Origin of the sequence: Streptacidiphilus sp. EB103A (assembly GCF_041261405.1) — a bacterium.
GTDB lineage: Bacteria > Actinomycetota > Actinomycetes > Streptomycetales > Streptomycetaceae > Streptacidiphilus.
The window spans coordinates 124,246-150,924 of the sequence record NZ_JBGCAQ010000022.1 but is presented as its reverse complement, the minus strand read 5'-3'; the positions used below and the strand labels follow the sequence as shown (position 1 = coordinate 150,924).

Genomic DNA, 26,679 nt, shown 5'->3' with positions numbered 1-26,679 from the left:
TGCAGAAGGAGGGTACTGATGCCTGGTCAGGACGTGTACATCCGGTCGGCGGGATCGGCGCTGCCCGGCCCTGCCGTGGACAACGCCGCGCTGGCCCGGCGGTTCGGCATGGACGCGTTGTGGGAACAGTGGGTCGAGGTGTTCATCGGTACCAGGTCCCGCCATCTGGCCCTGGACCTGGAGTCGGGGAAGCTCACCGACACGCTGGCGGATCTGGCGGAGCAGGCCGGGCGCAGCGCCCTGGACGCCGCGGGGCTCAACCCGGAGGACATCGATGCGGTGGTACTGGGCACGGCCACCCCGGACCAGCTGATGCCGGCCACGGTCAATGTGGTGGCGGACCGCCTCGGCATCGACTCCGTCCGCAGCTTCCAGCTGCAATCCGGCTGCTCCGGCGCGGTTCAGGCGTTGGACGTCGCCCGTCAGATCCTGCTCAGCGGACACGGGAAGCGGGTACTGGTGCTGGGCGGGGATGTGATCGCACGCTTCTACGACTTGACCACGGATCTGCGCAAGGCCGCCCCCGCCGAGTTGGTGAACTACGTGCTGTTCGGCGACGCGGCCGGTGCGGCAGTGCTCTCCACCGAGCCCGGCCCCGGCTCCGCCGTCGTTCGCTCGCTGTTCACCCGGCTGGTGGGGCGCGGACGGACGCCCGGTGCGGTGCTGGAGTGGTTCGGCCCCGCCGACCGGAACAGCGACCGCCCTGCGGCGACCGAGGACTACAAGGCCATCGAGGAGCATGTCCCGGTGATGGCGGAGGAGGTCCTCCATGAGCTGCTGGAGGACACCGGCTGGAGGGCCGAGGACATCGATCTCGTACTACCGCCGCAGCTGTCCGGACGGATGACCGCACTGATCGCCAAGCGGCTCGGGCTCCCGGACGCACGGAATGTCTCCTGCGTCGACGACGCCGGCAACTGCGGCAACGCCATCGTGTTCCTGCAGCTGGAACAGGCCCTGGCGGGACTCGCCGGTGGTGAACGGGCTGTGGGCGTCTCCATCGAGTCCAGCAAGTGGATCAAAGCCGGCTTCGCCCTGGAGGGAACACTGTGACGGAGGGCACAGCGACTTCGGCGGTGGACACGATCGCGGCCTTGCAGCGCGAGGGCCGGCTGGCCGCCGAGTACCCGGCGGTGCGCGGCCTGCTGGCTGCCGCCACCGACGCCGAACTGGCCAGGGCCGGACGACTGCTGACCCGGTTGGACTCGGAGGAGGTGCTCGCCGCGCATCCCGCCGTTCCTGCCCCGGTGATCTCGGTCACCGGACACGGCACGCTGTCCGCGCTCGTCCCCGCCCTCACCGCCCAGGCGGCCCGGCACGGGTTGCTCGCCAGGGTCCGGCTCTCGGATTTCGACAGCTGGGTCTTCGACCTGGTCGATCCGTCGAGCGCGCTCTACGCGGCCCGCCCAGCACTGGCGCTGTGCGTCCTGGATCCGGCGGTGGTCTCCGACGAACTCCCGCTGCCCTGGCGGGTCGAGGATGTGGAACGGGTGCTGGCGGAGAAGACCGCGCTGCTGGAGCGGGCCGCCGGGGTCTTCGCCGGGGCAGCTGAAGGTGCCACGCTGGTGCTCAACACCCTGCCGCTGCCGCGTGAACTCACCGCCCAACTGATCGATCTGCGCTCCCGGGCCCGCCTGGGCTCGGTGTGGCGAGAGGCCAACTCCCGTCTGCTGCGGCTCTCCGAGAGCCACCCGGCCGTGGTGACCGTGGACCTGGACCCGCTGCTCGCCGAGGGCATTGCCCTGCGGGAGGTGCGACAGAGCGTCTACGCCAAGGCACATCTGTCCGAGGAACTGCTCACGGCCTACGCACGCGAGGTGGGACAACTCGCCCGGCTGTCGAACGGCGGCGGCAAGAAGGTACTCGCCCTGGACCTGGACGAGACGGTGTGGGGCGGCGTACTGGGCGAGGTCGGCACACAGGGCATCGAGGCGGCCGGCGGCTACCGCGGCGAGGCGTTCCGCCGGTTCCAGCGGGTGGCCGCGCAGCTGGGCGCACAGGGGGTACTTCTCACCGCCGTGAGCAAGAACGACCAGGATGCGGTGGAGAAGGCATTGGGCGAGCATCCGGAACTGACGCTCCACGCAGACGACTTCATCATGATCCGGGCCAACTGGCGCCCCAAGCACGAGAATCTCGCCGAGGTTGCACAGCAGCTCAATCTGGGTGTCGACAGTATCGTCTTCGTCGACGACAGCCCCTTCGAATGCGGTCTGGTGCGCCGTGAACTGCCGGGCGTGGCGGTGGTCCAGGTCGATACGGAGCCGGCGCACCACGTCGAACGGCTGCTGCGGGACGGCTGGTTCGACATCCGGGAGCTGACCTCGGAGGATCTGGCACGGCCCGCCCGTTACCGGGAGGAGCAGGACCGCCAGGACTTCCTGGCGGGCTTCGACTCGCTCGACGGCTATCTGCACGAGCTGGACATCAGAGTGACGCTGGCCCCCGCCGCCACGGAAGAGCTCGCCCGGGTCTCCCAGCTCACGCTGCGCACGAACCAGTTCAACCTCACCACCCGGCGCCTGCAGCCCGCTGAGGCGGCCGCCCTGGCCGCGGATCCTGCCGCGCAGGTACTCGCCGTCGCGTCGTCCGACCGGTTCGGGGACAACGGCCTGGTCGGCGCGGTGCTGCTGCGCCAAGACGGGGACGTGCTGCATATCGAAAACTTCCTGCTCAGCTGCCGGGTGTTCGCACGCGGTATCGAACAGGCAGTGCTGGCCGCCGTACTGCGCCACGCCCACGACGCCGGAAGCGCCGAGGTCAGGGCCGGCTACCGGCGTACGGCGCGGAACAGCAAGGTCGCCGAGTTCTATCCGCTGAACGGCTTCGAGACGGTCTTCGGGGCCGTCGCAGCCGACGCCGGCGCGATTGCCGAATTCCGGCATGACCTGCGCGTCCTTCCCGACCAGCCTTCGCACATCCGACTGACCACGCATTTCGGAGGGGACACCCCGTGAACACCGTCGAAGACTTCGTCGTGCTGCTGCGCGACGAACTCGCCCTGCCCGTCCGCGCCGAGGATCTCAGCCTGGGGTGGGACGCCGTGGAGTCCTGGGACTCCGTACATCTGCTGACGCTCTGCACCCTGCTGGAGCGCGAGACGGGTCGCCCGCTGTCACTGGCCGAGGTCCTGGAGGCGCCCAGCCTGGAGGCGGTCTACCGGCTGGCGGTGGCATCATGACGGTCCCCGTGGAACCCGGGCCACTACCCCGCGAACGTCGCCACACCTACTTCTTCCTGGAGGTGATCCGGGACTTCTCCCCAGTCTTCCTGGACACCGAGGTGGACATGGGCCGGGTACTGGCCCATCGGGAGACGGCACAGCGGAGCGAAGGGGTGCGCTATGCGACCACGGCCTACGTCCTGCGCGCCGCGGGGAGGGTGCTGGCCAAGCACCCGGACGCCAACGCGGCCATCCAGGGCGGCCCGCGCCCCCGGATCGCCCACTACCCCTTCGTCAACGGCAAGGTGACCCTGGACCGAACCCTCGGTGGTCGGAGGGTGGTGCTGGGGACCGTGATACCGCAGCTGCAGGAGGCCGAACTGGCCGACATTCAGCAGCACCTGGAACGGGTCAGGGAAGGCGATCCGGAGCAGTTCCCGGACTTCGATGGGGTCCGCCGGCTGCACCGCATGACCTGGAGCGCGGGCCGGTCCGCGTTCCGCCAGGCCGCGCGCTCGCTCACGCTGCGTCCGCACCTGACCGGCACCTTCGCGGTCACCTCGCTCGGGCACCGGGCAGTGGACTCGTTCCACTCGGTGGGCGGTACGACCACCACCTTCGGCGTCGGTCGGGTGCTGCAGCGGGCGGTGGTCCGGGAGGGGGAGCTGGCGGTAGCCCCAGTGATGCGGCTCAGCCTCAGCTTCGACCACCGGGTGATCGACGGGGCCGAAGCCGCAGATGTGCTGACCGAGGTCAAGGAGGCGCTGGAGAACGTATGAACGACATCGCAGAACTGAAGAACTTCGTGGTCGCGCACACCCGTTCGCAGGGTCTGCCGCCGGAACACTACGATCCGCTGCTGGACCGGATTCGGCACGACGGGAACGGCACCCCCGGGTCCTGGGTGCAGGAGTGGAGCACGGACGCCGCACGGCTGGCGGACCAGGGGAAACTGCTGGACGCATGTGTGCACTACAACATGGCGCGTTTCCCCTTCGTCGACGGCAGCGCGCGGCAGGAGGCACTGGAGCGCTGCACTGACTCCTTCGACCGCTGGCGGGCCGCTTTCCCAGCGGTGCAGCGGCTGGACCTGGAGCTGCCGAAGGGCAGAGTCCGTTGCTGGACCACCGGTCTGGACGCCGCCGAGCCGAAGCCGCTGCTGGTGATGACCGGCGGGATCGTCTCCGTGAAGGAGCAGTGGGCCCCTGTGTTGCTCCAGCTGGGCGCGTTGGGCTTCGCCGGTGTCGTCACCGAGATGCCCGGCGTCGGCGAGAACACCCTGCCGTACCAGGCAGACAGCTGGCGGATGTTCCCGGCGCTGTTGGACGCGGTCGGTGGCCGGGCGGACACCTCCAGCACCTATGCGCTGGCGCTGAGCTTCAGCGGCCATATGGCGCTGCGGGCCGCGCTGCACGACGAGCGGATCAGGGGCGTGGTGGGAGCGGGCGCTCCGCTGCACGACTTCTTCACCGACACCGAGTGGCAGCGGACAGTGCCCCGGGTGACCACCGACACCCTGGCCCACCTCACCGGCACCGGGTCCGACGAGGTCTACGACCTGATCCGGGGCTGGGCGCTGTCGCCCGAGGAACTGTCTGCGCTGCGGATCCCGGTGGCCCATGTGACCAGCCTGCGCGACGAGATCATCCCGCCGGGCGACGCGGCGCTGCTGCGCGACCGAGTGCGCGGGGTGCGGCTGCTGGCCCATGACGATGTACACGGCTCGCCGTCGTCCTTCGCACAGACCCGGCTCTGGACGGTCTTGTCCGTCCTGCGGATGCGCGGCGGCTATCCGGATCAACGGAGGGCCCTGACCCGGGAGTTCGCCCGGCTGCGGTACGGCGCGGGAGCGATGGCGTGAGCGGCGGCGGGCCGGGTCTGGCGGGTGGCACCCGATGTCTGCGCAATGTGCTGGGCCGGTTCGCCACCGGTGTGGTCGCGGTCGCCTCTGTCGACCCGGACACCGGACGTCGTTCCGGCCTGGCCGCGAACTCTTTCTGCTCGGTTTCCCTGGAACCGGCCCTGGTGTCCTTCTGCGTTGCTCGCACCAGTACCAGTTGGCCGCATATCAGGGCGGCCGGGCTGCTGGGCATCAGCATCCTGGGCGTGGAGCAGCGCGAGGCGGCGTCGCGGCTGGCGGTGACCGGGGCCGACAAGTTTCGCGGCATGCCGTGGACGCTCTCGCCGGGGGGCGCGCCGATCCTGGAGGGCGCGCTCGCCTGGCTGGAGTGCTCGCTGGAGGCGGAGCATCCGGCGGGCGACCATGGCATCGTGGTCGCCCGCGTGCTCCGGGTCGATGCCGTTCAGGACGGCGAGCCGCTGCTGTTCTTCCGGGGTGCGTTCGGGCGGCTCAGCCGCTGACGCCGAAGGCGCGCAGGAAGGTGTCCACCCCGGCGCTCACCAACCCCTCGATCTCGCCCGGATCGAGGGAACGGGTGCCCAGGGCGCTGAGCCCTGGCAACTCCTCGTAGACCAGCGCGATGAACTGGTTGGCAGCACGTACCGGGTCCTCGATGCGCAGATGGCCGGCGTTGGCCAGCCGGGCCAGCCGTCCTGCGAGCGCCTCGGTGAACTGGTTGGGGCCGCTGGCCCGTACCGCGTCGAAGAGGTCGGGGAACCGGACCGCCTCCGCATAGAGCAGCCTGCGGACCGCCTCCGACTGGGTGTCGCAGTAGCAGTCGACCAGCTTGGCGGCGACATCCTCCAGACCGCCCCGCAACTCGTCCGCACCGCTGGGAAAGGACTCCAGCACATCCAGTGTCTTGGCGTTGGAGCGGGCCGCGGTCTCGGTCATGACGTGGCGGAAGAGGTTCTCCTTGGAGCCGAGGTGGTTGTAGATCGTGGGCTTCGCGACCCCAGCCTCGGTGGCGATCATGTCCAGGCTCGCCTGCGTGTAGCCGACCCTCGCGAAGACCCGCAGAGCGGCCTCCACGATCGCTCGGCGCTTGTCCATCCGGCCTCGTTCCACCGGGGCCCCGGTTGTTTTCGCAGTCTCGCCAACACTCATGGAGCCATGCTACCGTCCCAGCCATAGAATTGAACTACCCAGTTCATTTTGATGTGAGGCAAGGTACAAAGGAGTTTCCATGACTGAAAGCAATGCGGAGGGGAGCGGGCCCCCTCGGCTTGATCCCGCGCTGCTCACACTCGTCGGCGTGATGGTTCTCGGCGGGATGATGTCCTACCTCGACGCGACCATCGTCAACGTCGGCATCAGCACCCTGGGCGGCAGGTTCAACGCCTCGCTGACCACCATCGAATGGGTCACCACCGGGTATCTGCTCGCGGTCGCGCTGGCCATCCCGGTGGCCGGCTGGGCCACCGTCAGGTTCGGCGCCAAGCGGATGTGGCTGCTGGGCCTGACCGTCTTCCTGGCCGGCTCGCTCCTTTGCGCGGTGGCCTGGAACGTGGAGAGCCTCATCGCCTTCCGCATCCTGCAGGGCCTCGGCGGCGGCATGGTCGACCCGATCATGATGACCGTGGTCGCCGGCGCAGCCGGGCCCGAGCGGATGGGCCGGGTGATGGGCCTGATCTCCGTCCCGATCACCCTCGGTCCGGTGGTCGGACCGATCATCGGCGGGCTGCTGCTCGAGAACCTCTCCTGGCAGTGGATGTTCCTGGTGAACGTGCCCTTCGCCGTCGCCGCGATCATCCTGGCAATCCGGGTGCTGCCCGCCGACCCGCCCCGCAGCGGTGCCCCGGTACCGCTCGACGGCCTTGGCGTGGCACTGCTCTCCCCCGGCTTCGCCGCCCTGGTGTACGCCCTCTCGCAGGCGGGCGGCTCGGGCTTCGGCAGCACCAGGGTGCTGGTCGGACTGGCCGTGGGCGTGGGACTGTTCGCCGCTTATGCGGTGCACGCGCTTCGCACCGCCAAGACCCCCCTGCTCGATCTGCGGCTCTTCGCCAGCAAGGGCTTCTCAGCCAGTGTGGCCACCATGTTCCTGCTCGGCGGCGGACTGTTCTCGCTGCTCTTCCTGTTGCCGCTGTACTACCAGCGGGTGCACGGGCACTCGGTACTCGTATCCGGACTTCTGCTGGCGCCGCTGGGCCTGGGCACGCTGATCGGCATGCCGGTGGCCGGCAACCTGGCGGACAAGTTCGGCGCCAAGCAGTTGGTCCCGACCGGTGCGCTGCTGTTCGCCGCAGGCTCGCTGGTGTTCACCCAGTCCGGATCCGGCACCTCCCAGATCGCTCTCACCGCCGCGCAGTTCGCGGCCGGATTCGGCATGGGCCTGGTCGGCGCGCCCACCATGGGCGCGGTCTACCGCACCGTCCCGGGTGAGGCCGTCGCCGGAGCGACCGGCGCCGTGTTCATCCTGAACCAGATCGGCGCATCACTGGGCATCGCGGTCGTCGCACTGCTGCTGCAGGGCGGCAACAGCCATGCCACACCCACCGCCCACTCCTTCGGCAACGCCTTCTGGTGGGCTTTCTCCGCGGCAGCGGTGGTCTTCTTCGCCGGCCTGTTGCTGCCGGGCCGTCCGGAACCCGCGCCCGCCGCCGAGCCGGTCCCGGAGCCGACCTCGCAGTCGGTCGCCGACCACGCCTGATCCCATCCCACCCCGACCCGTTCCAGCCGTGTGCCGCCGGGCTCTGCACCGGCGGCACACGATTCCCGGAGGCCCCCGATGACCAGCCCCACCGGCATACCCGTGTCCGTGCTCGACGTCGTCCCCGTCTTCGAAGGCGGCACCGCGACCGACGCCCTGCGGGCCACCGTCGCACTCGCACCACAGGTCGAACAACTCGGTTACCGGCGTTACTGGGTGGCCGAACACCACAACACCCCGAGCCTGGCCACCTCCGCGCCCGGCATCCTGGTCGGACAGCTCGCCGCCGCCACCACGACCCTGCGGGTCGGCTCCGGCGGCGTACTGCTGCCGAATCACGCACCACTGGTGGTGGCCGAGCAGTTCGGCACCCTGGAGGCACTGCACCCGGGCCGGATCGACCTCGGCCTGGGACGGGCACCCGGCACCGACCCGCTCACTGCGCGCGCACTGCGCCGGGCGCCGGACCGCGGCGAGGACGACTTCTCGTCCCAGATCGAGGAACTGAGCAGCTATTTCGCCCCCGGCGACCCGCTGACCGGCATCGTCGCGGTCCCGGCCGCTGACGGCCGCCCGGATCTGTGGGTCCTCGGCTCCAGCCCTTCCAGCGGGCGACTGGCCGGTGCCCTCGGCCTGCGCTACGCCTTCGCGCACCAGATCAATCCGCAGGCCACCGAGTCCGCCCTGGAGCGCTATCGCTCCGCGTTCCGCCCCTCGCGGCAACTGGACCGGCCGCGCACCCTGATCGCCGCGCTGGTCACGGTCGCCGAGGACGACGGGACCGCCTGGGAGGTCGCCTCCCCGTACTTGCTCGGCAAGATCCGCATGCGTACGGTGCGGCGGTTCGAGGCCTTCCCCTCGCCGCACTCCACGACCAGGCACTCCTACAGCAGCGCAGAGCGCTCCTTCCTCGACGACCTCGTCGAACCGCAGCTGATCGGCAGCCCGGCCACCGTCCGCCGCAAGCTGGCCGAACTGGTGCGGCGCACCGGGGCTGACGAGCTGATGGCGCTCACCGTGGTCCCGGACCAGGAGCAGCGGCTGCGCTCATTCCAGCTGCTGGCCGAGGTGGCCGCGGACGTGCGGCCGGGGCTCGGGCAGGAGGGGGTCGACGACGCTGTTTCAGTTCAGCTTTAGAGCCGCGCACGACAGTGCCTAGCGCCGACATGACCCGCCATCGCCCAACGGAGTTGGAATGCCGTCACGCCGAATACCCCGCAGATCCGTGTTGCTCTCCGCCCTGGTCCTGCCTGTCGTGACGGCCTGTGGCGCCAACCGGGGCGCCGGTGCTGCCCATGGTTCGACACCCCGCAGCGGCGGCAGTCTCTCCTATGCCGTGAACCAGGAGCCCGACTCCTGGGATCCGCATGCCAGTGCCCAGGATGTGACCGCCTTCGTGCAGCGGCCGGTCTTCGACTCCCTGGTCTACCAGGGTCCCGACGGCGAGTTGGAACCCTGGCTGGCCACCTCCTGGAAGACCAGCGCGGACGGTACGGTCTACACCTTCGACCTGCGCGAGGACGTGACCTTCCACGACGGCACCAGGCTGGACGCCGCCGCAGTGAAGGCCAACTTCGACCACATCACCGCCAAGGCCACCCAGTCCCACTACGCGGCAGGGCTACTGGGCCCGTACCTGGGCGCCACGGTCAGGAGCCGGTACCAGCTGGACGTGCGCTTCAGTCGTCCGTACGCACCGTTCCTGCAGGCCGCGAGCACCACCTATCTGGGCATCGCCTCACCTGCCTCACTGGCTGCGGGCGAGGGCAGGTTGAGCGCCGGCACCGGCTCGGTCGGATCGGGCCCCTTCAAGGCCGGTGCCTATGTGCGCGGCCAGCAGCGCGGCTACAGCCGCTTCCCCGCCTACGCCTGGGCACCCAAGAGCGTCGGGCACTCGGGACCGGCCCTACTGGACTCCTTCACCATCCGCTTCATCACCGAGGACGCCACCCGGGTGGGAGCGCTGACGTCGAATCAGGTGGACGCGGCAGCAGCGATCCCGCCCTCCCAGGCAGCACTGGTGACCAGGAACCCGTCGCTGACCACGCTCACCAAGCAGGCCCCGGGCGCAGTCGACGCGTTCTACCTCAACACCAAGGGCGCGCTGTTCTCCGACGTCCGGGTGCGTAAGGCCTTCCAGCGGGCGATCGATCTGGACACGCTGGTCGCCTCCGTCTTCCAGGGCGCCGAAAAGCGCGCCTGGAGCATCCTCTCGCCGACCACCCCGCACAGCTACGACACCGCGCTGGAGCACAGCTGGCCGTACGATGCCGCGCTGGCAGGGCAGTTGCTGGACCAGGCGGGCTGGACCGGACGCGACGCCCAGGGGTACCGCACCAGGAACGGCAGGCGGCTCACAGTAGTGGCACCGGTCTACGGCCAGGCGAGCCTGTTCTCGCAGGCGGTACAGGGGGACCTGAAGAAGGCCGGCATCGAGTTGGACCTCGCCGCGTCCACTGACGCCACCGCCGTCTCCGCCCAACTGGTCAGTGGCCACTACGACGTGGTCGAGATGGCCTGGGCCCGTGCCGACGGGGACATTCTCAGCAGCTTCTTCCTCTCCACCCAGACCGCGGCCACCGGCGGCCACAACTTCGCCGATGTCACCGACCCGCAGGTGGACGCTTGGTTGGAGGCAGCGCAGGCGGCGCAGTCCGCCCAGGCGCAGGCCGCCGCCTACACCAAAGTGCAGCAGTGGACGCTGGACCAGGCCGTGGTCGTCCCGGCCTACGTCAGCACGGCCACCGTCGGGGTCAGCACCAGGGTCCACGGACTGCGGCTGGGGATCTCGGCCTGGCCCGAGTTCTACGGCGCCTGGGTGGCGAGCGCCTGATGCCCCCGCTGCTGGTACGACGGCTCGCGGCTCGGCTGGCGGCGGCTGTCCTGGTCGTCTGGGGCGCGGCCAGCTGCGCTTTCCTGGTGCTGCACTTGGTTCCGGGCGATCCGGTGAACGCCATCGTCGGCACCGGCGCCCTGGTCGGCCCGGAGCAGCGGGCCGCGATCCGGCACCAGTACGGGCTGGACCAACCGCTGTTCACCCAGTACTTGGACTACCTCGGCCATCTGGCCACCGGCCGGCTGGGCACCTCGTACCAGTTGCAGCAGCCGGTCACCTCGGTGCTCGCCGGACAGCTCCGGCCGACCGCGGAACTCGCTCTGTCGGCGACCGTGGTGGCCGTGCTGATGTCCCTCATCGTGACGGTGCTGACGTCGGGGCGGGCGCGCTGGCCCCGACGGATCGCCGCAGTGGTGGAGCTGGTCATCATCTCCACGCCCTCGTTCTGGCTGGGGATCATGCTGCTGACGCTGTTCTCCTTCCGGCTGGGCTGGCTGCCGGTGTCGGACACCGGCGATCTCCGGTCACTGGTACTGCCGTCGCTGACGCTGGCACTGCCCATCGCAGCGGTGCTCACCCAGGTGATGCGAGAGGGGCTGCTCGGCGCGCTGGAGCAACCGTTCGTGCTCTCCGCGCGGGCACGTGGGACAGCCGAGCACTCGGTACGTGCCCGCCATGCGCTGCGGCACGCCGCCCTGCCGGCACTGACGCTCGCCGGCTGGTTCACCGGCACACTGCTGGGCGGGGCCGTAGTGGTGGAGAACGTCTTCGCCAGGGCCGGGCTGGGACGAATCACCCTGCAGGCGGTCAGGGACCGCGACCTGCCCGTGGTCCAGGGCGTGGTGGCCACGTCCGCCGTGGTGTTCGTGGCAGTGGGGGCGTTGGTCGAACTGCTGTACGTGGTGATCGATCCCCGGTTGCGCGAAGGAACAGGAGTACGAGCCGCATGACAGCCGAACACTCCCTGCCCGCCGGAGTACCCGCAGCGCCCACCGGGGTGTCCGCGCCGCCGCTGCGGATCCGGCGGCGGCCACTCGAGCGGGTGCGCCCCGGGCCGGCCGTGGCTGCCCTGGTACTGCTCCTGATCGTGCTGGCAGCCGCCCACCCTGCACTGTTCGCGGGGGGCAGCCCGGCCGACACCGACCCGCTGCGCACCCTGCAGCCGCCGAGCGGCCGGCACTGGTTCGGCACCGACCAGTTGGGCCGCGACGTCTTCACCCGAGCGGTGTACGGCACCCGCTACTCACTGGCCATCGGCGCCGTCTCCACCGGGGCCGGAGTAGCGCTGGCCGTGCTGTGGGGACTGGCCGCCGCGCTCAGCGGCCGGTTCGGGGACGCACTGCTGATGCGCGCCGCCGAGGTGCTGCTGGCACTGCCGGGACTGCTGCTGGCCCTGATGGTGCTCCTGATCACCGGCAAGGGCGTGGCCGGAGCCACGATCGCGGTCGCGGTCGGCACCGCACCCGGCTTCGCCCGCGTGGTGCGCGGCCAGGCGCTGGTGGTGCGTCGGTCCGGATATGTCGAGGGAGCGGTCGGCCTGGGCGTGCGGCGCCCGCTGATCGTGCTGCGCCATGTCCTGCCCAACACGCTGGGGCCGTTGCTGGTGCTGGCCACAGTGACCCTCGGCGCGTCCATATCGGCCGGGGCCGCGCTCAGCTACCTGGGGCTCGGCGCCCAGCCGCCCACGCCCGAGTGGGGAGCGATGCTGACGGACGGCCAGGACTACCTGCAGCAGGCCTGGTGGATCGCACTCTTCCCGGGCCTCCTGCTCGTGTGCACGGTCCTCGCGGTCACCGTGCTGGGCCGGTACGCGCAGGCACGCTACGAAGGGCGGGCGGCGTCGTGACCGCTGAGATCGTGGACACCCGGCTGCTGCTGGACGTATCGGGGCTGGATGTCCGCTTCGGCAGCGGTCCCGACCAGGTGCACGCTGTCCGTGGAGTATCTCTCTCACTCGCCCCGGGACGCTGCCTGGCTCTGGTCGGCGAGTCCGGATCGGGGAAGAGCGCCCTGGCCAGGAGCCTGCTGGGACTGGCCGGTCCCTCCGCGATCGTCGGCGCCGAGCGCATGCTGATCTCCGGCGCGGACGCCCGTTCGTTCGGACCACGCGACTGGCGCACCGTCCGCGGGCGCCGCGTGGGCCTGGTGGCCCAGGACGCGCTCGTGGCCCTGGACCCGCTGCGCCCGGTGGGGCGGGAGATCGCCGAACCGCTGCTGGTGCATCGCACCGTACCGCGGCGGGCTGTAAGGCCCAAGGTGCTGGAGCTGCTGGAGCAGGTCGGGGTACCCGAGCCGGAGGCACGGGCCCGCAGTTACGTGCACCAGCTCTCGGGCGGACTGCGCCAGCGGGCATTGATCGCCTCCGCGCTCGCGGCCGGCCCGGCCACGCTGATCGCCGACGAGCCGACCACAGCGCTGGACGCCTCTGTGCAGGCCAGAATCCTGGCCTTGCTGGGCAAGTTGAAAGCGAATGGCACCGGGCTGCTGTTGATCAGCCATGACCTGGCCGTGGTCGAGACACTGGCCGACGAGGTCGCCGTGATGCAGGAGGGCACCGTCGTCGAGTACGGCACCGTGGAGCAGGTCCTGGGCGGCCCCCGGCATCCCTTTACCAAGGCGCTGCTGGCAGCCGTTCCGGGAATCCGGCCCACGACCGCTGCCACGACCACCGCTGCCGGACGGCCGGCTGCGCCGGGGCAACCGCTACTCGAAGTCGCGGATGTGGCCAAACACTTCAGGAGCGAGGGCACGACCCGGCGGACCGCCGTCGACGGCGTCAGCTTCACCGTGCGGGCCGGGGAGACGCTGGGACTCGTCGGGGAGTCCGGATCGGGCAAGTCGACTCTGGCCCGGATGGCGCTCGGGCTGCTGGAGCCGGACCGCGGCACGGTCCGGCTGGCCGGGGAGCAGTGGAGCGGCATTCGGGAGCGGGAGCGCCGCTCGCGCCGCCACAGTCTGCAACTGGTCCCGCAGGACCCGTTGAGCGCCTTCGACCCGCGCTGGACCGTGGCCCGCAGCCTCAGCGAGGCGCTCGGCACGGCCGGTCTCGCCGCGCCGGAACGGCACGACCGCAGCGTCCGGCTGCTGGAGCAGGTGGGACTGGCCGCTCAGCACTTGGGACGGCGGCCGCTGGCGCTGTCCGGCGGTCAGCGGCAACGGGTGGCCATCGCACGGGCGTTGGCTTCCCAACCGCGCCTGCTGGTGTGCGACGAGCCCGTATCCGCGCTCGATGTCTCAGTCCAGGCCCAAGTGCTGGATCTGCTACGGGAATTGCAGAGCTCACTGGGGCTGGCGGTGCTCTTCATCTCGCACGACCTGGCGGTGGTGCGGGAGATCTGCGAGCGGGTGCTGGTGCTCAAGGACGGGCGAGTGGTCGAAACCGGACCGGTGGAGCAGGTGTTCGCCGATCCGCAGCATTCCTACACCCAGGAGCTGCTGTCGGCCGTACCAGGCAGACGTCGGCGCGCTGAAGAACCTGTACCGCTCGGAAAGTCATCGCTGCAGCTGAGCGGTGCTGCCCGTGGCTGTCGGCGGTGACTGGGATGCTGACCTGATGATCGTGTCGCTGTTGTACCGCGCCGCCCGCACCCTGCTGTCCATACCTGGGGTTCTGCTGCGCCAGGACACCGCCAAGGACGCCGAACTCCTGGTACTGCGTCACGAGAACACCGTGCTGCGTCGTCAGCTCAAAGCACCGGTCCGCTACGAACCGGCAGACAGGTTCTGGTTCTCCGCCCTGTCCTCACTGATCCCCCGCCGCCGCTGGGCGACGGTCTTCCCCGTCACGCCCGGTACCCTCCTGGCCTGGCACCGCAGACTGATCGCGAAGAAGTGGGACTACTCAACGCACCGCCGCCACACTGGTCGACCACCGACAGCGGCCGCCCTCAAACGGCTGGTGCTGCGCCTGGCGAACGAAAATCCGCAGTGGGGCCACCGCCGGATCCAAGGCGAACTCGCCCGCCTGGGACACCCGATCGCGCCGTCCACGGTCTGGGAGATCCTGACCGCCGCCGGCCTCGACCCCGCCCCACGCCGCACCGGACCCAACTGGCGAGAGTTCCTGACCGCCCAAGCCGAGGGCATCATCGCCGCGGACTTCTTTCACGTCGACACCGTGCTCGGCACGCGCCTGTACGCCATGGCGTTCCTCGAACACGGTATCCGCCGCCTGCACATCACCGGCGTCACCACCCACCCCACCGGACAATGGGCGTCCCAGCAGGCACGCAACCTCGCCACGGATCTCGGCGCCCGCATGGAGTCCCTGCGCTTCGTCCTGCGCGACCGCGATACCAAGTACACCGAGTCCTTCGATGCCGTCTTCCGGTCCGAGGACATGGACGTCCTGCTCAGCGCCCCACGAGTACCCCGAATGAACGCCCACTGCGAACGGGTGATCAGAACTATCCGACGCGAAGCCCTCGACCATGTCCTGTTCATCAACGAGGCCCATGCCCGCCACGTCCTCACCGAATTCCAGGATCACTACAACCGGCACCGGCCCCATCAAGCCCGAGCGCAGCTCCCGCCCGACGCCGCCGAACAACCCACCACCATCGAAGACCCCAACGGCCACAGACTCCTACGCACCCGCCGCCTCGGTGGCACCATCAACGAGTACCGATACGCATCATGACGTGCAGCGATGACTTTTCGAGCGGTACAGGGCCCTGCGACTGCTGCTCTCCCGACCAGGGGAGACCGCGAGCGATGGAGAGAAGGGGACTGGTGGCGTGGGAGCGGTCGGGTTGATCGGACATGCGGACCTGCCAGAGGCAGCGACGCCCGCGCTGCAGCGGTTGATGCTGCGGGCGCTGGTGGAGTGGGTGCCCAGCGGTGGGCATGTGGTGCTGCGGGCGGGGGTCGGTGCGCCGCTGGTCTTCGCTCGTGCGGCGGTCCAGCTCGGGGTGCCCATCGAGCTAGTGCTGCCGGTATGGCAGGGCGAGGTGACCGTCGTGGTGGAGGGCCGCCGTGGAAGTGTCGCGGAGTTGATGCTGGCTGCGCGGAAGGTCGAGATGGTGCCCGTCGTGCGCGACGATCCTGACTCGTGGGCGGCGATGGAGCGCGCTTGGGTGGCACAGTGCGGTCGGGTGCTGGCGGCGTGGGACGGGCTGCCGGGCGACGAGCAGGATCTGACTGCCGACCTGGTCGCCTACACCCGGGCCCGGGGCGGTGCGGTGGGCGTGGTGTGGCCCGAAGGGGCCGTCCGGTCCGGTGTCCTTGCAACCTAGGATTGAAGAATTCTTCAATTTGATACATTATGGATAGCTGGATCCGGTGGCAGGGCCGGCCGTGGGCTGGTCGCCGCAGGGCACGGGAGGTACGGGGATGGACGAGTTCACCGAGGCACTGATCGCACGGGTGCGGGCGGCGCGGACGGGCGTGGCGGAGGCGGTGGCCGCGCACGACTCGTACGCGGTTTCGCTGGCCGTGGACGAGTTGGAGGACGCGCTGCGTCTGGCCCGTGACAACGGGGTCGAGGTGCCGTCCGCAGACGCGGATCGGGCCGCTATGGAGCAGGAGAGGGGCTGATCACGGTGCCGGTGCCGTTGTACCAGGCGAAGGCGGAGTTCTTTCGGATGCTGGGGCATCCGGTGCGGATCCGGGTGCTGGAGTTGCTGCAGGAGGGGCCGATGCCGGTGCGCGACCTGTTGACGCAGATCGAGGTGGAGCGCTCCAACCTCTCCCAGCAGCTGGCAGTACTCCGCCGGTCCGGGATCGTCACTGCTACCCGGGACGGCGACACCGTGGTCTACGCCCTGGCCGGCGGTGACGTGGCGGACCTGCTGCGCGCCGCACGCAAGATCCTGACCGAACTGCTGGCCGACCAGCAGGACCTCCTCGCGGAGCTGCGCGAGGCGGACCGGGAAGCGGTGGCGAAGAGCGCGTGAGTACCACGAACACGAACCGCAGGGCGGGCCGGATCGTGCGGGACCGGCTGCTGGGGGTGCTACCGAACCGTCACATCTGGGCGACCATGGGCCGCTCCCCGCGCAAGGACCTCCTGGCCGGGCTGACGGTGGCGATCGTCGCCCTGCCGCTGGCGCTGGGATTCGGGATCTCGTCGGGGGCCGGGGCCCAGGCCGGGCTGGTGACCGCGGTGGTCGCCGGGGCACTGGCGGCCGTGTTCGGCGGGTCCAACCTGCAGGTGTCCGGTCCGACCGGGGCGATGACGGTGGTGCTGGTGCCGATCGTGCACCGGTACGGCACCTCGGGTGTGCTGACGGTGGGTCTGCTCGCCGGGGTCGCGCTGGTGCTGCTGGCCCTGCTGCGGGCCGGGAGCTTCATGGCGTATGTGCCGGTGCCGGTGGTGGAGGGCTTCACGGTCGGGATCGCGGCCGTGATCGCCCTGCAGCAGGTCCCCGGCGCGCTGGGGATCAAGGCCCCGCCCGGGAGCAGCCCGGCGGTGGTCGCATTCAAGACCGTGCAGGACTTCGCCACGCACCCCCACTGGGCCGCGCTCGCGGTGACCAGCGCAGTGGTCGTGGTCATGCTGGCCGGCGCCCGCTGGCGACCGGCGGTCCCGTTCTCGCTTTTCGCGGTGGCGCTGGCCACCGTGGTCGCGAAGGCTGCGCGGCTGGACGTGGCCACGATCGGGCACCTGCCCGCCGGGCTGCCCGCCCCCTCCCTCAGCTTCTTGAACGCCTCGGCGGTTCCGGCACTGCTGCCCTCGGCGCTGGCGGTGGCCGCGCTGGCGGCGTTGGAGTCGCTGATGTCGGCCACGGCCGCCGATGCGATGACGGTGTCCGAGCGGCACGACAGCAACCGTGAACTGTTCGGGCAGGGTCTGGCGAACCTGGCAGCCCCGCTGTTCGGCGGGGTGGCCGCGACCGGGGCGATCGCGCGCACCGCGGTCAACGTCCGCTCCGGGGCGGCCTCGCGGCTGTCCGCGCTGGTGCACGCCGCGGTGCTGGCGGTCATCGTCTTCGCCGCCGCCCCGCTGGTGGCCGGGATCCCGCTGGCGGCGCTGGCCGGGGTGTTGATCGCCACCGCGATCCGGATGGTCGAGGTCGGCTCGCTGCGAGCGCTGGCCCGATCCGGCCGTGGGGAGGCACTGATACTGGTGTTGACCGCCGCCGCGACCCTGGCGTTCACCCTGGTCACCGCAGTGATCGCGGGACTGGTGCTGTCCGGGGTGCTGGCGCTGCGGTCGGTAGCGGAGGCCGCCCGGATCGAGCAGGTTCCGCTGCACGCCGACCTGCCGCCGGCGGATCACCACCAGGAGGAGCAGGCGCTGCTGGCGGAGCACATCGTGGCCTACCGGCTGGACGGCGCGCTGCTGTTCGCTGCCGCCCACCGCTTCCTGCTGGAGCTGACCGAGTCGGCCGACGTGCGGGTGGTGATCCTGCGGATGTCGCGGGTCAGCGCGATCGACGCCTCCGGCGCGAAAGTGCTGGGTGATGCGATCGGCAAGCTGACGCGCCGCGGGACGCTGGTGCTGGTCTCCGGGGTGAAGGAGAACCACCAGAACCGCCTGGACGCCCTGGGCGTTCTCGACGAACTGCACGACACCGGCTGGCTGTTCGCCACCACCCCGGAGGCTCTCGCCTTCGCTCGCGCCCACCTGCACGACACCGGCCTCCTGCCGGCGCAGCGCACCGGCGACCTGGACACCCCGGAACCGGTGGGGGCGGGCCGATGAGGACTTCCTCCGCACCGCAGATCCATCTGCAGCCGTTGGAGCGCGCGGAGGCGCTGTGGCTGGCCGCCGGCGCCTGGCGGGGCAGCCTGACCTGCGTGCAGGCGGCGCTTCCCATGGTCTGTCCGGCGGTTCATGCGGTGGTGCTCGGCGATCTGATCATCCGTGCCCCGCTCGGCACCTCGCTGGACCAGGCGCTGGAGGCAGGACTGCCTGCCACCTACACGGCGGACGACATCGATACCGCAGGCACCGCGGGCTGGCACGTGTTCGTCTCGGGACTGGCCACCCCGGTGCGCGACGTTCACGAATTGGACCACTACCGGCGCAGCCTGCCCGCCTTCGTCAACGGGCCTGCCAGCCGGATCCTGCGGCTGAGGCCCCGTCTGGTCTCCGGCTTCCGCCGCGCGCCCGCCCCCGAGGCTGGGGCAGCCCAGTGACCCGCCCCAGCCAGTGGCACCGACCCGCCGCCCACACCGGGCCGAAGCCCGACTACGCCCCCCGGCAGCAGCACACGCTCACACTGCCCAACACGGCGGCATCAGTGACCCTGGCCCGGCGCACCGCCCAGATGGCCTTCACCACTTGGGGCCTGCCCACCACCAGCACGATCGACGCCGCCCTGCTGATCACCACCGAGCTCGTCGCCAACACCGTCCGCCACGCCGCCCGGTCACCGCAACTGGACCTGACCATCACTCTCGAAACGCATCAGCTCACGGTCGCGGTCCACGACGAGGACCCGGTCCTGCCACCCTGGCCACCGACCGCCACCACCCCGGGGGGCCTGCGGGTGCTGGCGAACCTGGTGCACCAGTGCGGCGGGCAGTTGGACCTGCGCCCGGACTTCGCCGGCCGGGGCAAGACCGTCCGCGCCGCCCTGCCCCGAACCCCCAGCTGAACGCCCGGCCGATCGAACAATGAAGGAGAGGACGCCTGTGCGCTTCGAGGTCACTCACCACCTGCCCGGCCACCACGCCCCCACCACCACGGTGACCGACACTGACGGGGTCAACGCCCTGCTGGCCCGGGCCGAGACCACCGGCGGCGCCCTGCGCATCCGCCGCCACATCCCCGCAGCCGACCCCGTGCCCGAGGCAGCCACGTCAGCGTTGCAAGGAGACCCGCGGCCATGACCGAACCCACCGGCACGACAGGACCACCCGACGAGCCGACCATCACCGGCCCGACCCACAGTGCCCGACGCGACCTCGCGTCATCGGATGCCGCCGCAGTCCTGGCGATGATCGCCGCCGCCGACACCGCAGCCGCGGCCCAGCAGGGCGACGACGGCAGCGAGGGCGGCGGACGCCGCGCCAACAAGGGTGTGTGGATCCGCGCCTTCATCTACGTCATCGGCTTCCACGTCTTCGCCGGCTTCGTCATGCTGCTGTTCTACTTCGGCGGACGCAACCACTGACCTTCCCCCGACCATCAGCATCCAGCAGGAAGCCGACCGCGCATGACGATCCAGTGGCACTACGAGAACCGTCCGGGGGCAGGCGTCCTGTCGCTGTCCGGTTTTCTGGGAGATGAGGCCACCGCACGCTTTGGCGGGGCCGTCGGCTGGGCCCTGGCCCGCGGCCAGGGCCCGGTCATCCTGGACCTGACCGGATTGCAGGGCTGGTCGCAGTGGGGCCGCGACTCCGTGGTGGCCGCCGCCTGGCGCCTGGCCGAACACCGGCGCCCACTGGAGCTGGCCGGAACGCCCGCCGACAAGGCCCCGTTCATACCGCGCGCCGGAGACCCCGTGATCCGCCAGCACCCAAACCTGGAAACAGCACTAGCCACCCATCCCTCCCCCGCAGGCGAGCCCGACGGGCAGTCACGTATCCCCCAGCAGTGGCATTCGGCGGGCTGGCAGGACACCACCCCGCCCGCTTCCCCGTGACCCTCCCCGCTCCCACCGACCCGGAGGCGTCCATGAGCCGCTGGTGGCCCCGCTGGTACCAACACCGCCTCGTCCAGCTGCCCCCGCCCGCCGCACCCGGCTCCCCGCCGCCCCTCGAACAGGAGACCGTCGTGCCCGCCGATCCCCTCAAGCCCTTCTCCGGTGTCGACCACCAACTCGCCATCGCCGCCCGGCAGCTCAACGCCGCCCGCAAGGCGGGCGACAACGCGGAGGTCGAGCGGCTGACCAAGTGGATCGACACCCGCCTGGACCAGCGCCTGGAACTGGCCCGCGGCTGAACGCCGCGCGGCGGAGTCCTACCGGGCCGATCCCGGATGCTCGCCCCGCTCGGCACCAGTGCAGGCCGCCTCGGGGGTCGGCATCGCCGAGGGCTGGCGCGGCACCATCACCTCCCGCATCGAACCCGCCGCCGAGGGCGCCCTGGCCCGGGTCGAATCCGTCGCCCCGTCCTGTTTCAACTGGCTGGCGCTCCCGGTGGCCCTCGCCTGCACCGTCGTCCCGGACTTCCCGCTGACCGATAGGAGCTTCAACCTCTCCCAGGCGGGGAATGATCTGTGACCCGAAAGGAACGGCCCATGGCCCCGCCCCCGACCACCCCCGACCACCAGCCCACCGCCGCCGACATCATGGTCCCGGCCGAACTGCAGGCCAGCGACCACACCGCCGTCGACAAGGCGCTGGTCATCCTGAACAGCGCCCACGCGGACTACCTGCTCATCCGGGGCGAGGACGGCCACTGCGTCGGTCTGATCACCCAAGCCGACCTCGACGCCTACCGCGCCCAGCCCTGGTACACCCAGCAGACCCGCCTGCGCGACCTCGAACACGGCCACGACACCGGCCCCTTCGCCCACCCCGATACACCCGCCAGCACCGCCGCGGCCACCATGCAGGCTCGCGGCTTGAACACCTGGCCCGTCGTCGACGCCGACGGCTACGCGCTCGGCGTGATCACCACCGCGCAACTCCGCACGCCAGCGGCCTGACCATAGGCACCGGCGACGGGCAATGTACACCCCGAGCCGGACGAGTTGCAGCAATTCGCAATTCATCAGCGCCGTAACCAACCGACTGCCTAGCGTTAACGTCCATGGAGAACTCAGACATCGCCTTGAAGCAAGCCATGATGATCGAGGGCGCACTCGGCGTCGCCCTCGACGTGAACAGCGGCATGGCGCTGGGCACCCTGGGCGGCGGCAAGGACCTCGACCTGGGCGTCGGCGCCGCGGGCAACACCGACCTGGTCCGCGCCAAGCTCCGCGTCATGGAGATGCTCGGCGTGACCGGCAGCATCGAGGACATCCTGACTACCCTCACCAGCCAGTACCACCTCGTGCGTCCGCTGACCGCGCACGGCGGCGCGGGCCTGTTCCTCTACCTGGTCCTGGACCGCAGGCGGGCCAACCTGGCCCTGGCCAGGCGCCAGCTGCAGCAGGTCGATGCGGTCCTGGACATCTGATGCCCACCCGGCTCCACCAGCTGAAGGCGGAGCTCTTCCGGATGCTGGGGCATCCGGTACGGATCGAGCTGCTGGAACTGCTGCTGGACGGGGCCAAACCGGTCTACGACCTGGTGGCGGACATCGGCGTGGAACCCCCCAACCTGTCCCAGCAACTCGCGCTGCTGCGGCGGTCCGGCCTCGTGTTCTCCACCCGGCAGGGCTCGACCGTGGTGTACACCCTGGCCGACGGAGAGGTGACAGAACTCCTGCGCTCCACCCGCCGAATCCTGCTGTCCTTACTCGCCGACCGCGACGGATCCCTGGAGCCGCTCCACCAAGCGGACGCCGAGCGCAGAGCGACCACCAGGGCCTAATGGTGGTGCGCCCTACCAGGCTCGATTACTCCCCCGCTCTGTCCCGGGTCGAGAACCGGACCGCAGCGACGCGCGCCGCTGCGGCCTCCCGGGCGAGCGCTGCGCAGGGGCGAGGCCGATCGCCGGATGCCACGGCGGTCGGCCCTGAACTCAGTGGGGTGCGGGATCAGGCTTTCTTGAGGAAGGCGGTCTTCAGGACTAGGCCCTTGACCTTCTTGGTGTTGCATTCGATCTCGTCTGTGCTGCCGGTCAGCCGGATGTTCTTCACCAGCGTTCCCCGCTTGAGGGTCTCCGAGGTTCCCTTCACCTTCAGGTCCTTGATCAGCGTCACGGAGTCGCCGTCCTCCAGCGCGGTGCCGTTGTTGTCCTTCACATCGCTCATGTCAGGTTCCTTGCCACGTGTTGATTGATCGTCATCGGTGGTTGCGCACCGGGCCCGCCGGAGCCGCCGCACCGTGGCCGGTTCGCCCACGGACGGCTACGGTGGGTCAGTCCCCGTGCAGGGACTGGGTCAGTCGCTGGGCGGCTTCCAGGAGTGCGGGGGCGTGCACCCGCCCGGCGTACCGGGTGAGCCGCTCGACCGGGCCCGAGACGGAGACGGCTGCCACCACCTTGTTGCCGGCCCCGCGTACCGGGGCCGAGACCGAGGCGAGGCCCGGGTCGTGTTCGCCTGTCGACTGGGCCCAGCCCCGCCGGCGGACCCCGGCCAGGGTGCTGGCGGTGAACCCGGCGCCGTGCAGGCCGCGGTGCAGCCGCTCCGGCTCCTCCCACGCCAACAGCACCTGGGCGGACGAGCCCGCACTCATCGGCAGCGCGCTGCCCAGCGGCACCGTGTCCCGCAGGCCCGAGCGCCGCTCGGCCGCCGCGACACAGACCCGCAGATCGCCCTGACGGCGGTAGACCTGCACGCTCTCCCCCGTGCTCTCCAGCAGCCGGGCCAACACCGGTCCCGCGGCCGCCAGCAGCCGGTCCTCGCCCGCAGCGGAGGCCAACTCCGCCCAGCGCGGACCCAGGACGAACCGGCCCCCAAGGTCGCGGGCCACCATGCGGTGCCGCTCCAACGCCACCGCCAGGCCATAGTTCGACAAGTTGAAACTCTGAGACCTGTCCGGATGCTTGTGCAGCAGGAAGCCCAGGTCTGTCGCGGGGCGGTCGAGGGCACCGGTGGTGCTGATCGTCAGGAACACACGGTCGAGTATCGCCGGACGGAGCGGCTCAGCCCACTGGCTTTTCTGCCGACAGCTGGGCTGTCGGCGCACTCCACCACGGACTCCGCGGCCTAACCAATGCCGCGTAGCAGAGGAGGACTGAGCAACCACGCCTCCCCTCGCCGATAGACGGCAGCCGGGCGCCCAGTCACGGGGAGACGCTGTTCGCCTGTTGATTGCACGAACCCCGGAGTACCGAGCACCTTGCGGCGAAAGTTGCTCGGATCCAGGCGCTGCCCCCAGACCACTTCGTAGACCGCGCGCAACTCACTCAGGGTGAACGTCTCTCCGCAGAAGGCTGTGGCGACAGCGGTGTACTCAAGCTTCCTGCGGATCTCCTCCAAGGCGTCCGCGACGATGACCGCGTGGTCAAAAGCGAGCCCCTCTGCAACCTCCGCCAGCTCCGCCAGCTCCGCCACAGGAGTCCAAAAGGCGCGCGCAGCGTCAGTACCGCCGACAGGAACGGGGAGATCTGGCCCGAGCGCGAGATAGGCAATGGTGACCACCCTTCCACGCGGGTCGCGGTCAGGATCTCCATAGGCGCCGAGCTGCTCCAGGTGCAGTTGGCGGCCGTTGATCCCGGCCTCCTCCCAAAGCTCGCGCAATGCCCCTTCCCGTAGGGTCTCGTCCTTTTGGACATACCCGCCTGGCAGGGCGGACCGTCCAAGGAACGGCTCCAGCCCGCGCTCGACGAGAAGCACCATCAGTTGATCTGCTCTGACGGTGAAGATCGCCAGGTCGACAGTGATCCACGATGCCTTCACCTCATCGGAGTCTTTCAGCCAGTCGTCCACCTGGTCTCCTAAAGGTCGTATTGACTTAAACATGCCGCGCACTTATGGTCTCATAGACCTTAACTCTACAAGGCGGGGGCGGGGCATGATCACTCCCCAGGCGCTACCGGCCACGGAACCAACCGACGAACCCACAGCTGCCACCCGCCACTTATGCGCTGGCGTGTACGTGGATGAGCGATTCCGTGATCTTGTAATTGACAAGGTGTGCACCGCCCCACACCGAAGGGTCGCCCCGTCCTACGGGTTCGACGTCGTCCCCGTCATGCACCATGCGTGGCGGGCCGCGGCTCTGATGACCCTTCTCCGCATGGCATTGCTGGGGGCAGTGGTCACACCGGCACTCGCCGGCGCTGTGCCTACCACCATCCTCATCGTCTGCGTCCTCGCCATGCTCAGGCTGCTCCGCATCGCCATGCTCATACGGGAGGTCGACCGGGAGGCGAGCTCCAAGCGAGAGTCCAAACGACGTGGATTGGGGCCGCTACGAGACCAGGGATACCTCGTCAGGTTGTTCCTTCCCCGGAGGTACTCGGCGCTGACGCCCTCCTACAAGCGCCTCCGCGTCGCGATGCTGTCCCTGCTCGTCACCAGCCTGACCGTCGCGCTAGCCAACCCTGGTGATGCCAGGGCAGCCGTTTACCTAGCAGCGGGCATGACACTCATGTGCCTTCTCGTTGGAGCTGCACGTCAACTGATGCTCAACCAGATTCTCCGCGCGCAGACCCTTCGACCCACTCGACTATCCAGCCGTCAACGAGTGGCCGACGTGCAGCAGCGACATGTCTGTGCCGTCTACCGTCGCCCTCGCCACAGAGAAGACAAGGGCGAGGACCAAGACGACCTCACCGCCTTCACGCTCTTCGGGGACGAGTCACCCTTCATCGGGGCCGGTGAACTCGTCTACCAGTGGAACCCACCAATGAGCATCCAGCTACTGCGGCCGAACACCGACGACGAGGCACCGCTCCACGAGCGCGAACACCTCATCCCGCCCTTCCAGACCCACGAACTGGTCGACCATCTGCGCGAGGCAGTCCAACTGCTTGACACCGACAGCCAAGATGTCCGGCTTCCAGTACAAGTCCGAGATCGGGTCTATGTGGCAGAGACAGATGTAGCGGCGGACCACTCCCTCCTCCCCCATGCACTTGACGAAGCCAGCCTGCGCACCCTCATCAACGCGCCTGGCTCCAAGCAGCACCACTTCCTCGAATTCACAGCGCCGACAGAGGGATCGGAGTACGTGGCGACGGTTCTCCTGCATGTGAGCCTGCAGGGACGGACCTTGAGCCTCTCAACGGCGGCGTGCGCCCTGGCCCACACTCCGCGGTCCTTCCAGCGATCTGAGGAATTTGGCCACCATGGGGCCTTGGCAGTCGTCTGGGCCGCTTTACGCGAACTGGCCGCGTTACCCCTAGAGATCCAGGAATCGTGGCGGGCCCTTCGCTATCTCTTTGCCCTGAGCAAGGCAGCTGTCCTACCTCGAGACCTTACCGTCGCACCGATCCGCAATGTGCTGATCGGCAGCCGAGTGAGCATACGAGAGGAATCGAGCCAGGACTGGTCAAAGATCCAATTGGAGAAGAGCGACATCCTTGGCCAGATGAAGACGATCGAGCAAAGGTTGCTTCGAGCCACCAGCGACTTCCTTTACTCCAGAGATGTGGATATATCCGAGTTCACTAACCGTGCGCTCAATATTATCAATAGCGGCATCTTCAACTTCGGCGACAACAACAACTTCAGCCACAATGCGGTGGGCGACGCAGCTCAGGTTTCCGCCCCTGCAACCCAGCCGGCAAGCTCCAGCAATTCCAGTAGCGGAGGAAGCAAGTGACCACCAACCGAGGCATCAGCAACCGTGGTGACAACAACAACTTCAGCGGCAACGCCATCGGAGACCATGCCCAAGTCTCCATGACTACCCCCTCCCGAGCCGCCGGCACCCTTGCCGGCAGCGAGGCCGGCAACCAACGGGGGACTACGTGGGACATCGGGGTGGTCACCATCCTCAGCGAGGAGCTGCGTGCCGTCATCCGCGAGTTGAAACTGGAACGCCACAAGGAACCTGGCGGGCTGTACTTCTACCGGGGCAGCTACACCACACCGGAATCAACCATCCGGATAGTAGCCACTCAGAGCCAGTCCCAGGGACAACGGTCCACGATGGCTGCTCTGGAAAACCTAAGGCGCCACTACGCGCCGCAACTGTGGGCCCTGGTCGGCGTAGGCGGCGGAATCCACGACGAACACGCCCGCATCGGCAACGTCATCGTCTCCACAGACATCGTTTACTACGAGAATCGAAAAATCAATCCTCTCGGGGATGTTCGTCGCCGCGGAGAACATCGCCAGGCTCCAGCACCGGTCGTCCATGCGGTGAATGCCTTTTTCGCAGATCACGGAACCCCAGCACGCATAAACGGCCAGCCATCCGACCCTGCATCAGCTGGATTCGAGGTCTACCCGGGGGTGATTGGTTCGGGCGAAGCCGTCATCGCTGATCGCGATAGCGAAATACGAAGCTACCTCACAAACTACCACGAAAAGGTCTTGGCGGTGGACATGGAAGCCGGAGGACTGAGCCAGTATTGGCAGGAGAACTCCGTCCATGGCGTAGTCAACCCGGGCTGGATCGTCATCCGGGGCGTCTCCGACAACGCCGACGAGGAGAAGGGCCACGGGCACCACGAACTCGCCGCCCAAAATGCTGCGAAAATCCTGCGGCGACTCCTCCCCTATCTCTGCTGACCGCG

General features: G+C 69.3%; 33 protein-coding genes. 29 read left to right on the top strand and 4 right to left on the bottom strand.

Translation table 11 applies throughout. The annotated features are described in order from the left end of the window. Window positions 1-18 precede the first annotated feature (18 nt). Genes ABH941_RS32245 through ABH941_RS32220 form a run of 6 tightly spaced genes read left to right on the top strand, consistent with a single transcriptional unit; the run spans window position 19 to window position 5,524 of the window. Complete coding sequence (locus ABH941_RS32245; protein ID WP_370133119.1) at window positions 19-1,053, top strand: 3-oxoacyl-ACP synthase III family protein; 1,035 nt, start codon at window positions 19-21, stop codon at window positions 1,051-1,053. Then, window positions 1,050-2,957, top strand: coding sequence for an HAD-IIIC family phosphatase (locus ABH941_RS32240; protein WP_370133118.1), 1,908 nt, complete (start codon window positions 1,050-1,052; stop codon window positions 2,955-2,957). The genes ABH941_RS32245 and ABH941_RS32240 overlap by 4 nt, the downstream gene beginning before the upstream one ends. Then, window positions 2,954-3,181 carry an acyl carrier protein gene (locus tag ABH941_RS32235; RefSeq protein WP_370133117.1) on the top strand — a complete coding sequence of 76 codons (228 nt, stop codon included), beginning with the start codon at window positions 2,954-2,956 and terminating at the stop codon, window positions 3,179-3,181. The genes ABH941_RS32240 and ABH941_RS32235 overlap by 4 nt, the downstream gene beginning before the upstream one ends. Next, a complete protein-coding gene (locus ABH941_RS32230; RefSeq protein WP_370133116.1) occupies window positions 3,178-3,942 on the top strand; it encodes a 2-oxo acid dehydrogenase subunit E2 in 765 nt (254 codons plus the stop codon). Before ABH941_RS32235 ends, ABH941_RS32230 begins: the two co-directional genes overlap by 4 nt. Then, on the top strand, window positions 3,939-5,024 hold the full coding sequence (locus tag ABH941_RS32225; protein WP_370133115.1) for an alpha/beta hydrolase: 1,086 nt from the start codon (window positions 3,939-3,941) through the stop codon (window positions 5,022-5,024). The genes ABH941_RS32230 and ABH941_RS32225 overlap by 4 nt, the downstream gene beginning before the upstream one ends. After that, a complete protein-coding gene (locus tag ABH941_RS32220; RefSeq protein ID WP_370133114.1) occupies window positions 5,021-5,524 on the top strand; it encodes a flavin reductase family protein in 504 nt (167 codons plus the stop codon). Before ABH941_RS32225 ends, ABH941_RS32220 begins: the two co-directional genes overlap by 4 nt. Here ABH941_RS32220 and ABH941_RS32215 read toward each other — a convergent pair. Continuing rightward, entirely contained in the window at window positions 5,514-6,116 is a 603-nt protein-coding gene (locus ABH941_RS32215; protein WP_370133113.1) for a TetR/AcrR family transcriptional regulator, read from the bottom strand. The two genes, ABH941_RS32220 and ABH941_RS32215, sit on opposite strands and share 11 nt — an antisense overlap. Window positions 6,117-6,249: 133 nt before the next feature. On the opposite strand from ABH941_RS32215, the gene ABH941_RS32210 reads away from it, so the two are divergent. The 21 genes from ABH941_RS32210 to ABH941_RS32110 all read left to right on the top strand — a co-directional run bounded on the left by ABH941_RS32210 (window position 6,250) and on the right by ABH941_RS32110 (window position 21,918). Beyond that, complete coding sequence (locus ABH941_RS32210; protein WP_370133112.1) at window positions 6,250-7,713, top strand: DHA2 family efflux MFS transporter permease subunit; 1,464 nt, start codon at window positions 6,250-6,252, stop codon at window positions 7,711-7,713. Between the two features lie 78 nt (window positions 7,714-7,791). Further along, window positions 7,792-8,850, top strand: a complete 1,059-nt coding sequence (locus tag ABH941_RS32205; protein ID WP_370133111.1) for an LLM class flavin-dependent oxidoreductase — start codon at window positions 7,792-7,794, stop codon at window positions 8,848-8,850. 199 nt (window positions 8,851-9,049) lie between these two features. Beyond that, window positions 9,050-10,546, top strand: coding sequence for an ABC transporter substrate-binding protein (locus ABH941_RS32200; protein WP_370133110.1), 1,497 nt, complete (start codon window positions 9,050-9,052; stop codon window positions 10,544-10,546). After that, entirely contained in the window at window positions 10,546-11,499 is a 954-nt protein-coding gene (locus ABH941_RS32195; RefSeq protein WP_370133109.1) for an ABC transporter permease, read from the top strand. Before ABH941_RS32200 ends, ABH941_RS32195 begins: the two co-directional genes overlap by 1 nt. Next, the gene (locus ABH941_RS32190; RefSeq protein ID WP_370133108.1) at window positions 11,496-12,395 is read left to right on the top strand and encodes an ABC transporter permease; all 900 of its coding nucleotides are present in this window, start codon (window positions 11,496-11,498) and stop codon (window positions 12,393-12,395) included. The genes ABH941_RS32195 and ABH941_RS32190 overlap by 4 nt, the downstream gene beginning before the upstream one ends. Beyond that, window positions 12,392-14,086 carry a dipeptide ABC transporter ATP-binding protein gene (locus ABH941_RS32185; RefSeq protein ID WP_370133107.1) on the top strand — a complete coding sequence of 565 codons (1,695 nt, stop codon included), beginning with the start codon at window positions 12,392-12,394 and terminating at the stop codon, window positions 14,084-14,086. The genes ABH941_RS32190 and ABH941_RS32185 overlap by 4 nt, the downstream gene beginning before the upstream one ends. Window positions 14,087-14,102: 16 nt before the next feature. Further along, window positions 14,103-15,188 (top strand): integrase core domain-containing protein, encoded by a 1,086-nt coding sequence (locus ABH941_RS32180; RefSeq protein ID WP_370133106.1) that lies wholly within the window; start codon window positions 14,103-14,105, stop codon window positions 15,186-15,188. Between the two features lie 112 nt (window positions 15,189-15,300). Beyond that, window positions 15,301-15,783, top strand: coding sequence for a hypothetical protein (locus ABH941_RS32175; RefSeq protein WP_370133105.1), 483 nt, complete (start codon window positions 15,301-15,303; stop codon window positions 15,781-15,783). A 97-nt stretch (window positions 15,784-15,880) separates the two neighbouring features. After that, window positions 15,881-16,084, top strand: coding sequence for a hypothetical protein (locus ABH941_RS32170; RefSeq protein ID WP_370133104.1), 204 nt, complete (start codon window positions 15,881-15,883; stop codon window positions 16,082-16,084). Between the two features lie 5 nt (window positions 16,085-16,089). Then, window positions 16,090-16,443: an ArsR/SmtB family transcription factor gene (locus ABH941_RS32165; protein WP_370133103.1), complete on the top strand. Its 354-nt coding sequence runs from the start codon at window positions 16,090-16,092 to the stop codon at window positions 16,441-16,443. An 86-nt stretch (window positions 16,444-16,529) separates the two neighbouring features. Next, window positions 16,530-18,194 carry a SulP family inorganic anion transporter gene (locus tag ABH941_RS32160; protein ID WP_370133155.1) on the top strand — a complete coding sequence of 555 codons (1,665 nt, stop codon included), beginning with the start codon at window positions 16,530-16,532 and terminating at the stop codon, window positions 18,192-18,194. Beyond that, window positions 18,191-18,631 carry a pyridoxamine 5'-phosphate oxidase family protein gene (locus ABH941_RS32155; RefSeq protein ID WP_370133102.1) on the top strand — a complete coding sequence of 147 codons (441 nt, stop codon included), beginning with the start codon at window positions 18,191-18,193 and terminating at the stop codon, window positions 18,629-18,631. Before ABH941_RS32160 ends, ABH941_RS32155 begins: the two co-directional genes overlap by 4 nt. After that, window positions 18,628-19,092 (top strand): ATP-binding protein, encoded by a 465-nt coding sequence (locus ABH941_RS32150; RefSeq protein ID WP_370133101.1) that lies wholly within the window; start codon window positions 18,628-18,630, stop codon window positions 19,090-19,092. The genes ABH941_RS32155 and ABH941_RS32150 overlap by 4 nt, the downstream gene beginning before the upstream one ends. A gap of 37 nt (window positions 19,093-19,129) precedes the next feature. Beyond that, the gene (locus ABH941_RS32145) at window positions 19,130-19,327 is read left to right on the top strand and encodes a hypothetical protein (RefSeq protein WP_370133100.1); all 198 of its coding nucleotides are present in this window, start codon (window positions 19,130-19,132) and stop codon (window positions 19,325-19,327) included. Further along, window positions 19,324-19,611, top strand: coding sequence for a DUF6126 family protein (locus tag ABH941_RS32140; protein WP_370133099.1), 288 nt, complete (start codon window positions 19,324-19,326; stop codon window positions 19,609-19,611). The genes ABH941_RS32145 and ABH941_RS32140 overlap by 4 nt, the downstream gene beginning before the upstream one ends. A 42-nt stretch (window positions 19,612-19,653) precedes the next feature. Then, on the top strand, window positions 19,654-20,082 hold the full coding sequence (locus ABH941_RS32135) for an anti-sigma factor antagonist (RefSeq protein ID WP_370133098.1): 429 nt from the start codon (window positions 19,654-19,656) through the stop codon (window positions 20,080-20,082). A 32-nt stretch (window positions 20,083-20,114) separates the two neighbouring features. Then, window positions 20,115-20,381 (top strand): hypothetical protein, encoded by a 267-nt coding sequence (locus ABH941_RS32130; protein WP_370133097.1) that lies wholly within the window; start codon window positions 20,115-20,117, stop codon window positions 20,379-20,381. Between the two features lie 58 nt (window positions 20,382-20,439). Continuing rightward, window positions 20,440-20,661: a hypothetical protein gene (locus tag ABH941_RS32125; protein WP_370133096.1), complete on the top strand. Its 222-nt coding sequence runs from the start codon at window positions 20,440-20,442 to the stop codon at window positions 20,659-20,661. A gap of 17 nt (window positions 20,662-20,678) precedes the next feature. Continuing rightward, window positions 20,679-21,089, top strand: a complete 411-nt coding sequence (locus ABH941_RS32120) for a CBS domain-containing protein (RefSeq protein ID WP_370133095.1) — start codon at window positions 20,679-20,681, stop codon at window positions 21,087-21,089. A 104-nt stretch (window positions 21,090-21,193) separates the two neighbouring features. Beyond that, window positions 21,194-21,562: a hypothetical protein gene (locus ABH941_RS32115; RefSeq protein ID WP_370133094.1), complete on the top strand. Its 369-nt coding sequence runs from the start codon at window positions 21,194-21,196 to the stop codon at window positions 21,560-21,562. Next, entirely contained in the window at window positions 21,562-21,918 is a 357-nt protein-coding gene (locus tag ABH941_RS32110; protein WP_370133093.1) for an ArsR/SmtB family transcription factor, read from the top strand. Before ABH941_RS32115 ends, ABH941_RS32110 begins: the two co-directional genes overlap by 1 nt. Window positions 21,919-22,084: 166 nt before the next feature. Here ABH941_RS32110 and ABH941_RS32105 read toward each other — a convergent pair whose 3' ends face one another. From ABH941_RS32105 to ABH941_RS32095, 3 genes are all read right to left on the bottom strand, one after another. Beyond that, window positions 22,085-22,300 (bottom strand): alkylphosphonate utilization protein, encoded by a 216-nt coding sequence (locus ABH941_RS32105; RefSeq protein ID WP_370133092.1) that lies wholly within the window; start codon window positions 22,298-22,300, stop codon window positions 22,085-22,087. A gap of 106 nt (window positions 22,301-22,406) precedes the next feature. After that, complete coding sequence (locus ABH941_RS32100) at window positions 22,407-23,105, bottom strand: IclR family transcriptional regulator C-terminal domain-containing protein (RefSeq protein ID WP_370133091.1); 699 nt, start codon at window positions 23,103-23,105, stop codon at window positions 22,407-22,409. A 92-nt stretch (window positions 23,106-23,197) separates the two neighbouring features. Next, window positions 23,198-23,920, bottom strand: coding sequence for an NUDIX domain-containing protein (locus ABH941_RS32095; RefSeq protein WP_370133090.1), 723 nt, complete (start codon window positions 23,918-23,920; stop codon window positions 23,198-23,200). Between the two features lie 310 nt (window positions 23,921-24,230). Here ABH941_RS32095 and ABH941_RS32090 point away from each other — a divergent pair, with 310 nt between their 5' ends. Continuing rightward, on the top strand, window positions 24,231-25,760 hold the full coding sequence (locus ABH941_RS32090; RefSeq protein WP_370133089.1) for a hypothetical protein: 1,530 nt from the start codon (window positions 24,231-24,233) through the stop codon (window positions 25,758-25,760). Then, window positions 25,757-26,674, top strand: coding sequence for a hypothetical protein (locus ABH941_RS32085; RefSeq protein ID WP_370133088.1), 918 nt, complete (start codon window positions 25,757-25,759; stop codon window positions 26,672-26,674). The genes ABH941_RS32090 and ABH941_RS32085 overlap by 4 nt, the downstream gene beginning before the upstream one ends. Window positions 26,675-26,679 lie beyond the last annotated feature (5 nt).